The organism is Candidatus Saccharimonadales bacterium, assembly GCA_035697325.1.
In the GTDB taxonomy this organism is placed as follows: domain Bacteria; phylum Patescibacteriota; class Saccharimonadia; order Saccharimonadales; family Saccharimonadaceae; genus JALRBM01.
Map to the genome: position 1 here is coordinate 364,954 of DASSDB010000002.1, position 14,809 is coordinate 379,762.

The 14,809-nt window shown below is 47.9% G+C and carries 14 protein-coding genes; 5 read left to right on the forward strand and 9 right to left on the reverse strand.

The features are described 5' to 3' along the window. Positions 1-35 precede the first annotated feature (35 nt). Positions 36-398, forward strand: coding sequence for a DUF305 domain-containing protein (locus VFH06_02460; protein ID HET6746944.1), 363 nt, complete (start codon positions 36-38; stop codon positions 396-398). On the opposite strand, the gene VFH06_02465 is transcribed toward VFH06_02460, so the two are convergent. The 3 genes from VFH06_02465 to VFH06_02475 are packed head-to-tail and all read right to left on the reverse strand — an operon-like array spanning position 395 to position 3,064. After that, positions 395-1,036, reverse strand: coding sequence for a VTT domain-containing protein (locus tag VFH06_02465; protein HET6746945.1), 642 nt, complete (start codon positions 1,034-1,036; stop codon positions 395-397). The genes VFH06_02460 and VFH06_02465 overlap by 4 nt on opposite strands. Then, positions 1,029-2,510, reverse strand: coding sequence for a hypothetical protein (locus VFH06_02470; protein HET6746946.1), 1,482 nt, complete (start codon positions 2,508-2,510; stop codon positions 1,029-1,031). Before VFH06_02470 ends, VFH06_02465 begins: the two co-directional genes overlap by 8 nt. A 14-nt stretch (positions 2,511-2,524) precedes the next feature. Further along, the gene (locus VFH06_02475; protein HET6746947.1) at positions 2,525-3,064 is read right to left on the reverse strand and encodes a DUF5684 domain-containing protein; all 540 of its coding nucleotides are present in this window, start codon (positions 3,062-3,064) and stop codon (positions 2,525-2,527) included. Between the two features lie 64 nt (positions 3,065-3,128). Between VFH06_02475 and VFH06_02480 the strand changes: the two genes are divergently transcribed. After that, positions 3,129-3,944 (forward strand): bifunctional 5,10-methylenetetrahydrofolate dehydrogenase/5,10-methenyltetrahydrofolate cyclohydrolase, encoded by an 816-nt coding sequence (locus VFH06_02480; GenBank protein ID HET6746948.1) that lies wholly within the window; start codon positions 3,129-3,131, stop codon positions 3,942-3,944. Here the strand turns inward: VFH06_02480 and VFH06_02485 are convergent. After that, a complete protein-coding gene (locus tag VFH06_02485) occupies positions 3,941-4,312 on the reverse strand; it encodes a response regulator transcription factor (protein HET6746949.1) in 372 nt (123 codons plus the stop codon). The genes VFH06_02480 and VFH06_02485 overlap by 4 nt on opposite strands. Positions 4,313-4,439: 127 nt before the next feature. On the opposite strand from VFH06_02485, the gene VFH06_02490 reads away from it, so the two are divergent. Both VFH06_02490 and VFH06_02495 read left to right on the forward strand, forming a co-directional pair. Next, a complete protein-coding gene (locus VFH06_02490) occupies positions 4,440-5,915 on the forward strand; it encodes a hypothetical protein (protein ID HET6746950.1) in 1,476 nt (491 codons plus the stop codon). Next, on the forward strand, positions 5,915-7,162 hold the full coding sequence (locus tag VFH06_02495; protein ID HET6746951.1) for a ThiF family adenylyltransferase: 1,248 nt from the start codon (positions 5,915-5,917) through the stop codon (positions 7,160-7,162). Before VFH06_02490 ends, VFH06_02495 begins: the two co-directional genes overlap by 1 nt. Here VFH06_02495 and VFH06_02500 read toward each other — a convergent pair. Further along, on the reverse strand, positions 7,155-8,117 hold the full coding sequence (locus tag VFH06_02500; GenBank protein ID HET6746952.1) for a hypothetical protein: 963 nt from the start codon (positions 8,115-8,117) through the stop codon (positions 7,155-7,157). The genes VFH06_02495 and VFH06_02500 overlap by 8 nt on opposite strands. 49 nt (positions 8,118-8,166) lie before the next feature. On the opposite strand from VFH06_02500, the gene VFH06_02505 reads away from it, so the two are divergent. Next, positions 8,167-10,335 carry an ATP-binding protein gene (locus VFH06_02505; protein HET6746953.1) on the forward strand — a complete coding sequence of 723 codons (2,169 nt, stop codon included), beginning with the start codon at positions 8,167-8,169 and terminating at the stop codon, positions 10,333-10,335. Here the strand turns inward: VFH06_02505 and VFH06_02510 are convergent. From VFH06_02510 to VFH06_02525, 4 genes are all read right to left on the reverse strand, one after another. Continuing rightward, entirely contained in the window at positions 10,303-10,530 is a 228-nt protein-coding gene (locus tag VFH06_02510; protein ID HET6746954.1) for a hypothetical protein, read from the reverse strand. The genes VFH06_02505 and VFH06_02510 overlap by 33 nt on opposite strands. Positions 10,531-10,619: 89 nt before the next feature. Further along, a complete protein-coding gene (locus tag VFH06_02515) occupies positions 10,620-12,548 on the reverse strand; it encodes an isopeptide-forming domain-containing fimbrial protein (GenBank protein HET6746955.1) in 1,929 nt (642 codons plus the stop codon). A gap of 315 nt (positions 12,549-12,863) precedes the next feature. Continuing rightward, positions 12,864-14,075, reverse strand: a complete 1,212-nt coding sequence (locus VFH06_02520; GenBank protein ID HET6746956.1) for a hypothetical protein — start codon at positions 14,073-14,075, stop codon at positions 12,864-12,866. Between the two features lie 25 nt (positions 14,076-14,100). After that, the gene (locus VFH06_02525; GenBank protein ID HET6746957.1) at positions 14,101-14,616 is read right to left on the reverse strand and encodes a hypothetical protein; all 516 of its coding nucleotides are present in this window, start codon (positions 14,614-14,616) and stop codon (positions 14,101-14,103) included. Positions 14,617-14,809 lie beyond the last annotated feature (193 nt).

Sequence of the window (14,809 nt, forward strand, 5' to 3'; positions counted from 1 at the left end):
AATTAATAATTTAGAAAACCTGTATACTTAAGAGCATGAAGAAAGAGCTTTTATATGGTGTGGGCGGACTTATTATCGGGAGTGTTATCGCCGTAGCAGTAACTTGGGCAATAACGAATAACCAAAGCACGAGCTCGCAGATGCATAATATGGACGCGACAAACGGAAAAACAGGTGATGATTTTGATAAGGCATACCTTGATACTATGATTTCGCATCTGGAGATGTCGGTCGATATAGCAAAGCAAGCAGGCACTTCCGCCAAGCACGACCAAATCAAAATTGCCGCTGCCCAGCTTATTGAAACACAGTCACGTCAGATCGACGCAATGAAAGCATGGCAGATGGATTGGGGTTATATTATTAATGGAATGAACCATAGGCAAATGCATCACTAGGATTTTGTAGAGTGAGCTTTTATTTTCTTGTATCGCCATATCAGCCACATGGCGATTAGAAGAACAAGAATGACGGTGGTAATCTGCGTGGTCGTGTCTAAGTGGCCGAGAAGTTCTGCCGTTTGTACGCCGGAATATCCAAGACCGAGGAAAAATATCGCTGCCACGGCTGAGCCAAGGGCGGATGAGGTAAAAAATATGGAAAGTGGGAGTCTGATAAACCCACTTCCTAACGATAAAAGCGTGCCGGGAAAAACAGGCAGCGCGTGCATCGTAAAAAGAATCCACCAGCTTTTTGCCGGTTTTTCCTTGCCTAATTTTATACCGTAGGATTCAATTTGTCTGTGAGTATAGCCAAAAAACTTGCGGCCATTTGCAAATAAGACATTCTCTAATTTATCGGCAAGCAGATAAAGAATATATCCACTGAGAGCCCGTGCAACCCCTGATATAAGGGCGAGTACTCCCAAGTACCACCACGGTAAGGATTGGACATGAGCGGCAATACCGGCAGGGAGAAGGACGAGGAGGGCGGGTATGGGTGAAATGATCTCATCGATGCATGTGCCGATAAAAACAAACAATTCCAGCGGAACGGTCTTCATGAGCTGCTCTAAGAAATGGGCGATATCATTCATATGCGTTTACTTTCTGCTCAGCTGCTTCGAATTGTACCACCCAACCTGTTTGACGGATACTTTTATAGACACCATTTTGCAAGAAATCACCATTTGCTGTAAATGTTTCGGGGAAACCGCGTGTTTCGGCCATTTTTTGACGATATTTTTGCACGGCTTGCGTGGCATCAGTAAGGTAGCTGAGATTATGAGTTTGTTCGTAGGTATCGGCGAGCAGCGTAATGTATTGCGCGCCCCAATAGCTCCATATGGCATCCCCTCCATAATTTGGAACGAATGTTTTTACTACCCAGGGGACATCCTTTGCACTTAGCTTAGCCTGGTATTTTATAGGGAATGGGTCGGCAATATGTTGGTCACGAATAAAGTGAATGCTTTTTTCAATATAAGGGAGGTGGGCCGGATTGGCGGCGCTAAGAAAGCCGGTGGGAAGTGCGATAAGCCAATCTGAAGAATAGTTCGTTTTTGGGTCGTGATTGCGGATATCATCTTTGAAGTGCCCTTCGCTTTCATCCCAATATCGCGCCAGGATCACTTCATGGAGGGCTGCTAGCTGGGAATCGGGTGTGCTTTGGATTCCAAGGTCGTTTGCGAGCGAAAGAGTCTTCCACAAGATGACATTATCGTAAAACGAACTTTCGCGGGTAACTCCATCGCGGGCAGCCGCAAGGTGGAGATCATTACGGATAAGCTTTGTATGAGGATCCTGAACTTGAGAAAGATAAATGCCGAGCAATTTTTGCAGGTCCGCTCGCCTTGAGGCGAGGATATCCCGCACTGTTTTTGTCGTTTGAAGCTTATAAGGACTGTTTTTGTAGGGTGAATCGTTTTGAAGTGCATTAAATGCATACAGTATGCCATAAAGTGTATCTGAGGGTACCGAACCGGGGTGAACTTCTGTTAAGGCAACCGATTTAGCTCCCGTTGGGACGATTGTAGTCGTCAACGTATCGCCATTTGTGAACGCGTCAAGCGCATACAGTGCCGACTGAAGATAGATACGCTGGCGATTCTCCCAATCTTTCTGATTATGAATTGTCTTAGGATCGAGCAAAGAATTATAAAAGACACCAAGGTTGCGCGGATATAACACACTAAATTGATCACCTGAAATGAGGTAGGGTTTTGAAGGATCGAAGCGAAGATTGTGAATATAGTCGATGATCTCATTGGGGTTGGAGGTGGGTGCCTTTGGGCTGCCCGTGTACGCATTCTGTACTATGAGAAAACCTGATTTGTAGTAGCCCACAGCTTGTGCGGCAACCCCACTGTACACATGAAGATCGAATTGTTTTTTAGCTTCGATCCTATTTTCCGCTACGGTCGTGATGTACGGTTGCTGAACAATATTCCAGCTGGCGTAAGGGTTGGTAAGAGAAAGCCATATATGAAAAATACCTATCACCACAATTGCAATAAGTGCGGTGAAGAGGTATTTCTTTTTTTGCGGAGTCTGTTTTTTAGACTGAGCCATATGTGAAAATACGATTATGGTGCCGGTGTAGGAGTGGTAGGGGGAGGTGTTGCATTAGTCGATGCTGCTGGCTTTGCGGATTCTAGCCCTTTCCAGGTTGATTTGTCGAAAGCGAGCCAGATAAGCCATACAATAGGCAAGAAGATGGCAAGGAGCACAAACCAGCCTTCTTTTTGAAGCTTGAGACCAATGTTGTATTCGGCTATGATCAGCATAACGACCGATATGATGTTAACGATCGGAATAAGCGCGATAACGGCCCAAAAACCTTTTTGGTCACCCAGCTCGAGAAGAACCCACATATTGTAAATCGGTACCCAAGCTTTCCAGGCTTCAACGCCGGCTTTTTTAAAGATGCGGCTTAGGAGAAACGCGCTAATAACGTAACCGACAAGTGCAGCAATAAGGCCGAAAATAAGCATAAATGCCAACACGCCCGCCGCAGTCGCGCTGTCCATTTGCGAACTCGCGCCATACATTGAGTTTGTATCGTACATGTATGGATCACCGTAGTACTGATCTGACGCTTGTCCTAATAATGAAAGGAACTTCATTGTTGCTATTTCTCCCCTATTGTTATCTTGAGCTCATTGTAGCACGGTGGTAAAATAAAGCATAGTGACAAAAAGCTTAAATGGAACTGAATTAGTCGGCTATATTAAAGAGCGCCAAGCACGACAAGTGCGGGGGCTTCGTCAGGCGCGCAAAATATTCCCTAAGCTCGTTATTATCAAAACACCCGGTGCCTCAAAAGTTATAAATACGTACGTTCGTTTAAAGCAGTCGTACGGTGCAGACATTCTGATTCAAACAGATATAGAAACGGTTACTGAAGCCGAAATGCCGACAGTGATCAACCGGCTGAATAACGATGAATCGGTTCATGGTGTTATTGTGCAGTTGCCTCTGGACGATCCGGCCAAAACCGATGAAATTCTGAACCTCATTGCTCCTGAAAAGGATGTTGATGGGCTGGGTAATGACGCCGCCTTTGATAGTGCGACCGCCATTGCAATTAATTGGCTACTAGCGGGGTATGGGGTGGCTCTTGAAAATAAGCGCATTGCTATTGTGGGGAATGGTCGTCTTGTAGGAGCGCCGCTTGCTCGCATGTGGACACGCAGTGGTTTTATGGTGAATGTACTCGATCGCTCGACGGTTGATATAGCTAAGGAATTGCGCTCAAGCGACGTTGTGGTAACAGCAACGGGCGTCCCTCGCTTGGTCACTGCCGCAATGCTGAGTGTAGGCGCGGTGGTTGTTGATGCGGGAACGGCAAGCGAAAAAGGCGTTATTGTAGGGGATCTTGACGAAAGCGTGAGAGAACGTGACGATCTTACGATCACTCCCGAAAAAGGTGGCGTCGGCCCGCTGACGGTAGCGGCACTTTTTGATAACGTTATTGCTGCGGCAATGCGTAGGGTAGAGAACTAGGCCAGCCCGAGAGCTTCTTTAACCCGTGCGACAACTTGGCGTGGCGTGAGATCGGCTTTAACGATGTAGCTATGGATACCCAGTGAACGAAGCGACTTAGGTGCCTCTTCTTCGCCTAGGTTAGTAAGGATAATGACAGGAATTTGTTTGCCCCAATCGGCGGCGCGGATTTGCGTAAGCGCCTCTTCGCCATTCATATTTGGCATCTGGAGATCGAGAAGAATGATGTCTGGCAAAAAACTTTTTACCATGGCTACACCTTGTTTGCCGTTGTCCGCTAGTTGCACCTCAAAACCGTCGGCCTCGAATTTCATACGGTACATTTGACTAATAACTTGGTCGTCTTCAATAATGGCAATTTTTGTCATACGTAGTTCTTATAGTAGCACCATATGGCATATTCATACAGATGCTGGCATTTATACCGGTTATGTGTATATTTTCAAATCTTACTAGATAATTTATAGTGAATGGCTGAAGGATGTAACTATATCTATGAAAAAGCCTCTTTTAGCTTTTGCGGCAAAATCCCCAGCTTCGTTAGAAATGGCCGGAGAAAAGAGAGCGCTTGCGCTTTTTCACGAAACCGCTCAAAAAGTTCCTGCGTATAAGGACTTTTTAGCCAAGGAAAAGGTAGACCACAAAAAAATTAAAACCATTGCTGATTTTAAGGCGTACGTTCCTATTGTCGATAAAAAAAATTACTTAAGTCAATACCCGCTAAAAGATCTCTGTTTTGAGGGAGATCTTTTTTCAAATCATATTGTGTCAGTGAGCTCGGGGTCCTCGGGTGTGCCTACTTTTTGGCCAAGGGGAACTTACCAGGACATAGAGGGTAGCGAGATGTTTGGTGAGATTTATGATAATAGTTTCGCAATGCAAACCAAGAAAACGCTTGCTGTAGTGTGCTTTTCTATGGGAACCTGGATTGCCGGAACATTTACCACGACCGCTACCCTTTTGTATGCCGACAAAGGGCGTCCGGTAAATGTCGTCACCCCTGGTCTTGAGAGGGAAGAGACGGTAAAAGCGATTAAAAACCTGGCCGGAAACTATGAGCAGATTGTATTAATAGGTTACCCACCGTTCATAAAAGATATGCTAGACGAGGGAAGACGAGTTGGGATTAACTGGCGGCATTTGAAAGTGCGTCTTTTGCTTGCAAGCGAGTCATTTAGTGAAGAATGGCGTGATTATGTTTTGCGGGAACTAGGATCGAAAGATCCGTTTTATGACACAAGTAGCATTTATGGGAGTGCTGATGCTGGCATTTTTGGTGTCGAGACGCCGCTATCAATTTTGATTCGCAGAATATATAATCAGCGCTCGCGGGTACGGCAAAAGCTATTTGGTACACCAATTTTGCCCTCCTTTGTGCAATACGATCCTCGGCGGCGGTATTTTGAAAAAGTACAAGATAACTTAGTATTTACGGCGCGTTCGGGCGTTCCACTTATCCGGTATGATATTCAAGATGCGGGTGGAATAGTATCGTTTCAAGAGGCGATCGAGCCCATTCATGATCGACTGTATGAATTAGCTCAAAAATATAACGTGAATATTCCAAAGCTTCACCAACCGTTTTTGTATGTACATGGCAGGAAGCTGTTTTCGACAACAATTTATGGCGTCAATATCTATCCAGAAAATATAAAGGCCGCATTGATTGACCGCCGTGTAAGAAAGTGGACAACAGGCTTGTTTACCATGAGCACGAAAAATTATTCGGATATGGATCAGTACTTTGAAATTAACGTAGAACTACGCCCCGGGTTTATAGCCAAATCGCAGCATCAGCTTACACTTGAAGCAGTTATTTTAGAGAAGCTAGTAAAGTTGAACGCCGAATTCCACAAGCTTCATGAAGTGATTGGGGTGAAGGTTCGACCCCAAGTTCACTTGGTGTCGTTTGGTGATTCGACCCATTTTCCTCACGGCGCAAAACATAAGTGGGTCGAAAAGGAGACTTGATGGGCCAGGGAAGACTTGCGCAGAGTGATCATACAACCGAGTGGCCCGCCGTACTAAAGCGGGCGTATAAAGAAGCTCACCATGATAATTTGAGTTGGAATCCTATTATTGTTGAAATGGATAAGCCTAATGCCCACAAGACCTTTGAGGCACTGATAGAACGTGAGACTATTCTTAGGGTAATTGATAATTACGATGAACAGTTTGCTGAGCTTACTGTAAGTCGCCATCCGCAGTTATATCGAGCTTCGCTTGATGTAAAACGCGAATCGCTAAAAGAGTACTTACTAAAGCACTATGCGGGTCAACAGTCGTGGCAATTGGGATCATGGGTATATTTTCCCTGGACTGGTGTGTTGGTGCATATACTTCAAGATGAACTCTTTCAAGAATCGCGGACTATTCGAAATAAAAATCTATTAACAGTTGAGGAGCAGCAAAAGTATGCCGAATTTTCGGTAGGTTGTGTTGGCATGAGCGTGGGGAGCAATGTGGCACTTTCACTTGCAATTACCGGCGGTTCTAAGCGACTAAAAATTGCCGACGGTGCAGTTATTAGCGCCTCGAATCTCAATAGAATCGTGGCAGGTGTGGCTGATGTTGGCATGTCAAAGTCACTAGTGGTAGCTCGAAAGCTTTATGAAATGAACCCTTACCTTGAAATTGAGCGGTTTGATCAGGATATTACAAAAGATTCGATACAGCGTTTTTTTGAAGCCCCATGGCAGCTTGACGCTGTAGTAGATGAAATCGATGACTTAAAGATGAAAATATTGCTTCGGGTAGAGGCCCGCAAGCGTCGTATACCCGTTGTTATGGCAACCGATCTCGGCGACGATGTTATGATTGACGTGGAACGATTTGACAAAGACGGTAACTTGCCACTATTTCATGGGCTAGTGGGTAATATTGAGGAGCTACTTGATCGCGAAGTCGGTAAGCAAGAATGGTTAAAATACGCCATGCAAATTATTGGCGTAAAAAATGTCTCGTTGCGCATGCAGCAATCGCTTCTAGATGTGGGCACGAAAATAGTTACTCAACCCCAACTTGGGAGCACAGCCTTGATGTCCGGAGCCGTAGCAGCGTATGCAGTTCGTCAAATTGCTCTGGAGCATCCCCTACAAACAGGAAGAACACTTATCTCTCTCGATTCAAAACTACGAAAAGACATCGTATCATTTGCCTACAAGCGTGAGCTGTCGCGTCATACAAGACAGCTCACGCAAGCACTTGAAGCTATGTAAGGAGCTCTTCAGCGGGGAGTCGTGGAGACGTATGCTTGAGGGGGTGAGTCGCTTTGCCAATGCGAATCATGGATTGAATACGATCTGTCGTGTGGAGCATTTTCTCAATATCTTCATGAAATCGCGCTGCCTCAACGGGAGCAGTTAAGGTAGAGTGTGCGTACCCTTCTCGAGTGATTTCAAGAACTACTCGAAGATACGCCCTCCCTACCTCAAACCAAAAATGAGGAACGTCCCCTCGTGAAGTAATAAAAAGAAGCCCCGAAGCTTGTAAGACACGCTGTTTATCGGCTTTTGCTTGGCGCTGACCATCGACGCCTAATAGTATCGACCATTTTTGCCAGATGGAGCCTAGCCAATTATGGCCCATGACATATCCGTGGAGACCCGTCTTACTTTTTGACCAATTATAGTGTAAAAGGGGTGCCAGCTCCTTGCGAAACGCGCTGCTGCTAAGCGCTAAGCGCATACCTTTGTCTGTAATATCGGCAATCTGTTGAATAGTTTGAGTCGTTTCTACCAGTACTAGAGATGTGTTAGGAAGATCGTGGATTGTCTGACGGCATGAAGCAATGAGCGAAGGAGGCAGTGTGGTAGGCTTCATGTCATCACGATAGGAGTGGCGGTTTTGTAATAGTTCGAGTAATTCAGGCTGAGCTTCCGTCGCTTCTTCAAAACGTAATCGAGCAATCTCTTGGAGGGGATCGTCAGTTTGAATAAAAGTGATAGTGGCTGTATAGCCTAAGCCTTTGCTTGCGAGAATAACAGCCTCAAGACAAATACCAAGACTTACCCACAGCTCGCGAGTTGTAGGATCACCGGCCTTCAGAGTACGAGTTGGTTCAGAAAAAAGAGATAGTTCAACATATTTTGCTACAAATCGCCACGGCTGCGTGTTATGCACAGATGGGGCAAAACTGGCGTAGTGTAGTATTTTTGCAATAGGTATAGCCATAATTCTATGCTTTATGAATTTAGTATAACATCGTATGATGAATAGTATAATGCTTGAGCTTTATGTTGTAGGCTTTACGGTTATCGTTAACCTAATATTGGCGGTATTGGTTTTTGCCCAAAACACGCACAAGGAGGTTAATCGTTATTTTTCGCTCTTTGCGATTGCTTTAGTGGGCTGGTCGGTTACCAATTATATTTCAGTTAACCCTATTTTCTTCGATCAGCTATTTTGGATTCGATTGGATATGGCGTGGGCAGTATTTATGTCTATGGCAATTTTGTTACTCACAAATGTTTTTCCCACCAATATCCCTTATTACTCTCGAACGCCAAAATGGGCAGTTATTGCTGGTGTATTCTTGGCAATTGCCTCTATGAGTCCGTGGCTGTTTACGACAGTTGATTATTCTAGTGGTCAGGCTCAACCGGTACCTGGTCCGCTCATTGTGCCGTTTGCTTTGTATAGTGTTGGAGCCCTGGGGTTGAGCGGATTTATTTTGATCCGTCGCTTCTTTACTCTTAAAGATCGAGCTAAGGAGTATGTTCGGTATGCTTTAGTAGGCATCGTATCTATGTTTGCTGCGCTAATTTTCTTTAACTTTGTTTTGGTTGTCGTTTTTCATAATACATTTTTCGTCGTATTTACTCCGGCATTCGTACTATTGTTTAGTGCCAGCTTTGCGTATGGTATGATGCGTCGCCAGCTTTTTGATGTGCGTCTCATTGTGGCGCGCTTTATTGCGTACCTTCTCCTCCTTATCGTTGCCGGCTCATTGTATAGTTTTACGGCAGTACTTTTCTCTTTTTTTGTGACAGGTGTACAGCCCAATTTATTACAAACAGCTCTGTCCACCTCGGTGGTCGGTATTCTCATCCTTTTCGTCCAGCCGCTGCGACGATTTTTGAATAAGATTACGCGGGCTATATTTTACCAGGATGCCTATGACACAAAGGACGTCCTTGATCATCTTTCTTCAGTATTGGTGCGTTCAATTGACACGGGGTCACTGGTAAAAAAGAGCACACTCGTTTTAAAAGAGGCACTAAAGTCGGAAAATATCACGTTTATTCTTACAAATGCTTCGTCGCAAAGTAAGTATCGGGTATTAGGTTCGGGCGAGCGCTATGGGGATTTTTCACGATTGCTAGATGGTATTGCTGCCGAAACGGTTGATGATGTATATTTAGCCGATACGCTTGATGCTCGACCGGATCAACTTCAGGCTAAACTCCGAGCTCTCGATGTAGCCGTAATGGCGAGACTTGAGGCCTCCGATGGTATAATTGGCTATTGGTTTTTTGGAGATAAAACGAGTGGCACGGCATACAGCAAGCGCGATATCGACCTTATTCGAATCGCTGGCGACGAGCTGGCGGTTGCTATTCAAAACGCCATTCGGTTTGATGAAATCCAGGCCTTTAATGAAACCTTACAAGAACGTATCCAGGAAGCGACTAAGGAACTGCGGACAACCAATTCGCAGTTGCAGCGGCTCGACGAAGCGAAGGACGAGTTTATTAGCATGGCGTCTCATCAACTTCGTACACCGCTCACCAGTGTGAAAGGGTATATCAGTATGGTACTTGAAGAAGATGCGGGTAAGATTACCGGCGCGCAGCGTCAGTTACTTGACGAGGCGTTTGCCAGTAGTGAGCGCATGGTGCATCTGATCAATGATTTCTTGAATGTATCGCGGCTACAAACCGGTAAGTTCATGCTGGAGCAGCGATCGATTGATTTATCAAAAGTTGTTGCCGAAGAGGTAGATAGCCTTCAATCAACCGTAAAGATGCATGCTTTAAAGATAAAATATAAGAAGCCCTCGTATTTCCCATTGCTGCTGATCGACGAAGCAAAGATACGTCAGGTAATTATGAATTTTATTGATAATGCCATCTACTATTCACTCGAGGGCACGACGATTACGGTGACATTGGCTATCGAGGATGCTCAGGCCGTTGTGCGCGTTACGGATATGGGTATTGGTGTGCCGCAAAACGAGCAGCAGCATCTTTTTTCTAAGTTTTTCCGTGCTACTAATGCGCGTAAGCAGCGGCCCGACGGTACCGGGGTGGGCCTATTTCTTGCTAAAAAAGTAATCGACGCCCACGGTGGGTCAATCGTGTTCGAATCGACCGAAGGAAAGGGAAGTACGTTCGGCTTCCGCCTGCCTATCAAAAAGTTAACGCCCAAAGACGCCGACGGCACGAAGTAACTCAATCACGAGCCATACCACAATGACCGCAACGCCGCCGGCGATAAGAGCGGGCTTAACAAACTTTTGCTTTTCAAACCACCACTGAGAAATCGGTGAACGATTTGCGGCCGTCAGCTTGGTGACGGACGGCTGCTTAATGCTTGCATTTGCACCGGTGTATTGTTTGTTGCGCTTCTTCTTTTGTTTGGCCATAGTACTTTTAGTATACCAAAAAACCACCCCTTTTTACAGGGGTGGTTTCTTCAAGAGGCTAGGCCTTCTTTTTTAGAGCGGTCAGTCTCTTAGGCGCTAAGCGCACGGCGGCTGGCAATGTAGTAGCCAAGTGCTGCGATCAATGAACCTGCGCCGAGGATGGCGATGATGCCATCACCCGTACCAGTCTTGGGAAGTTCGCTTGGAATTTCCGGAGTTTTAGTACAAGCGGCGTCAGTACCAGGAACACATGGCTTTGGAACTTCAACAGTTGCTTTGTCACAGCTGTCTGGAGTGCCAGGAACCTGTGGTGAGTCAACACATGCGGTGTTAACGATGTTTCCTGCTACGTAGTTAGGAACTTTGGCGGTAATAGTAAAGCTTGTGCTTTGACCAACCTTAAGACTAGCAATTGTGTACGTCCAAGCATTGTTGGCAATAGTACCAGCACTTGCTTTGATAAACGTTACACCAGCAGGGGCTTTATCAGTCACAACACTATCGGTAAGGTCTACTTCACCAGTGTTGGTAACAACGAGTTGGTAAGTGAATTCTTGATCAACACCAACTTGTTTTTGCTTTACGCCATCAACCTTCTTTTCGATGACGATACCAGGAGTGTTCTCCTTTACAACTTCGAAAGGCTTCTTACAAGCATCACTGGTTACAGTCTTGTCTTGGCCATCAACCGTGACGGTAAGAATAGCTTCAACGGTGTACTTGCCAACCTTGTCCTGAGTGTAGTCAGAGCCACTTTGACGAGCAATTTCTTTACCTTGCTCATCGCGGATAACGTACTGGATACCCTTCAATGTTGCGTTTTCAACTGTGTACTTCGTTTCAAACTTGAACTTAGTACGCTCGATCTTTGTAACGGTTAATGCGTCACAGGCATACTTAGCTTCTGGCTTACATTCTTTAGGAATGTTTACATCTGCGCCATCTTCTTTAGGGTTTTGACCTTCAGGTTGAGCGGAAGCGATGTTTGTGAGTTTGTTGGGACCACAAGTAGGCAGTTGGTCGTTTGCGGCTACCTTCGCATTGAAGATAACAAGTGCATTTGAACCAGCGCTGTAGGCACCGATGTTGACACCACTTGTGACAATTTTGTCGCCATCTTGAATATACGCACCACCTGGGTTGTTAGCGTTAAGAATCTTCACCGTACCAGGCACGAAAGTCATACCAGTAGGAAGCTTGTCTTTTACGATAACGTTGTTAATCGTAGCGTTACCGGTGTTCTTTACTTCAATACGGTAGTTTACTGTGTCGCCAGGCATGACGTTGGTAGACTCAGCAAAAGCTGCGCCCGTACCATCTTTACGTACTTGCTTGTTGACTGAAAAGTCTGAACTTGGTGGAGTAGCAAACTGTGGTTTTACGACAAAGGTAAGGTAACCAGCGTATTGGAAACAACCAGGAATCTTACCATCAAGTTTGTCGTAACCAAGCTTAGCACCAGCGCTTGTGAAAACACTTTCAGGGATGTCAAATCCGTTTGCGCCAGATGCGTTTGTGAAGTACTTCAGTGTACCAGCCTGGTAGGCAAGGTTGAAGTCTTTATCACTATTCATAACAGCGTGGTCGTATACTTCTTGCGGGCTTGCGTTCGTAGAGTTGATGAAGCCATTTACTTGAAGTGACTTAGCTGTGTTTGTAGGAAGATTTACCTTCGCAGTTACATTTTGAGCAACAAGGTTGAGGCTTGAAGCTGCGTTGTTGTGGACGTACATACGAACCACGTATTCTTTACCTGGTTGGACGGTAATGTTGTCGCTCCAGGTGCTGTTGGAACCGTTTTCACGGATACCAACGAAGTTTCGCTCGTCACCGATACTAGGGTTGTCGGTGATTGAGTTGAACGTAATGTGATCGGCCGGATTATTAATTGTATAAGTCGGTCGGTCTGGACCCCATGCAAACAACGTTGCAGGGACAACGATTGCGGCAGCAACGATCGCAACAAGTGCAGTCGTACGCTTTGGCAAACGCTTTAATGCGTTAATGAGTTTACCCATCTCGTCTCCTCTTCTTATTAGCCGTCTCTAGGGCTAAATAAAGTTACTATTGGTAGTTATATCGTAAAAGTTGTAGAAAGTCAATATATATTGTATTGATGCTTATGCTTAGCGCCGAATTATTAATGAACGGACGGGAAATCAGACTATGCCTTATAGGTATTAGGTGATCTCCGAGGAGATCGGTGCATCGTGGGCTAATTAAAGCTCGAACGGAAACCGATCTCACTCGGTAGTCCGCGAAGTGGTATGAAGTTTAGGGGTGGATGGGTGCGGCAGCGTTATCGGCTACCGCACCCATCCGGGTGAAAAGGTCTAGCAGAAGTCCGGGTTGCCGCAACCGGGCCCGGTCGGTACAACTCCCGTGTTGGGAGGCTGGGTCGACGGGGCGACGGTGGGCGGGTTCGGATTCTGGGTGACCTTCACAGGCGGCGGGGGAGCCGCTGTGGTGGCCGCGGGCGGCGGAGCGTTCTTCCTGCTTGTGGCGGGCGGTTGCTCCATCTGGTTCGGCGGAATGTAGACACCCGATCCGGGGTCTTCGTTCCGGCCCAGGCCGTTGCCGTTGGTCGTGCCACGGGACGGGTCGTCCTTGCAGAGCGGCGGCTTGCCGTGAGGCTTGTCCGGGGGACAGACCTCGGGCGGCTTGCAGCCACCCGGCTTGGTGCATTCCGGCGGGGGAGGCGGCGTCACCGTTGTGCCCGGAGGCCGCTGGTGGTCCGTCGTTCCCATCGGGAGGTTGCCCGGCGCCGGGAGCGCTAGGTTGCCACACCGCTTCATCACGTACAGCTTGGAGCCGTCCGCGAAGGTGTAGACAACCGCGGCACGGTTGCCACCGATCCCCGGCTGGGAGTCAACCACGGGACGGCCGTTGACCATCCCGGTGTTGTAAAAATTTGCCGGAGCCTCACCATTGTTGTCCACCGTGGTGGACTTGGCGGTGAGGCCACCCTTGAGCTGGTTGAACACCTCCTGACCTCTCTGGGAGAGGCAAGAGTTGTCCGGGACCAGCAGCGGGTTCGGATCGTTCGCGACGTCGCCAAACGTCTGGCTTCCGATGAAACCAAGGTACCGCGCATCCTTGCCTGCGAGGGCCAGGATCGAGTTGGTGTCCTCGATCCCCTTGGAAGCGAAGTTACCGTGGTCGTTCGGGTCGAACGCCTGCTTCATGTTCTCGGGGCAGGGCCACGGCGCCGGAGCACCGTTTCCCTTGATGGGAGCGGCCGCAGGGGCGCCACCGCCACACTCGTGAATCTTGTTCTGGAGGGTGGTCTTCAGCGGTTCGAGGGAAGTGCTCCCCTCGTTCAGCTTCACGATGTCGCTCTCGGATTTGCCAGTGGCGGTGTTGACGAAGTTCAGTGTTGCCTGGAGCTTCGCCTTGTCCACCGTCTGGCAGTTGACCTGCGCCGCGTTGGCGGTGTTGAGCAGGCTCGGGTCGTAGGTGGTTTCCCCCGATCCGCAGGCCGTGAGGCCCACGGTGAGGACGATTGCCGGAAGAATGACCCTTCCGGCACGGAATGTGACCTTCATGGTCATTCTCCTTGTTCGAGTAGGGTCAGTCGTCCAGGGCAAGGACCGGGGTGGTACGCCGGCTCTGTCGGACGCGGCTGAAGCTCCGGATGGAGCCCGCACCGCGGAAGGCGAGGCCGGTGGGGATGGCCAGGAACACCAGCGACATCCAGCCGAGGCCGGAGGGCAGGTGGATCCAGGTCAGGCCGAGCCAGGCCACGAAGACGATGAAGACGACGCCGAGTCCGATGTGGAGCCAGCGACGTCCCTCGTCGTCGTCGTAGTTGGTCTTGCTCATGTAGTACAGGCCGTACACCACGATGCCGGTGACCGCGAGGGCCAGCAGCAGCGCGCCGAAGCTCGTGAGACCTCCGAAGAGGTCCGAGAGCGTGCCGAGCCCCTCGAACAGGTCGAAGGACTTGGTGACGGTGTTCCAGCCGAGGCCGGCCGAGAGGCCGAGGATCAGCACCAAGGCGATGATGGCCCAGTTGGCCGCATAGCGGCGGATGCTGAAACGCTTGACGCTGTCGGTGGTCTCGGTGTTGGTCGGGTTGTCGGGCATGATTCCTCCTCGTCGGGCCCGCGCTAGCGGACCTGTAGTTGGTCGCGAGCACGGTTGCTGCCCTAAAGGCTAGGGAGCAGCGCGATAGACAATCTCAGTGGTGATTGCCTGTCGCGCTGCTCTCGTAGAGGAGGAGCTAACTTCATATATTTCGCGCACTCGTATTCTTTTAAAAGAATACGGCTGCAAACGC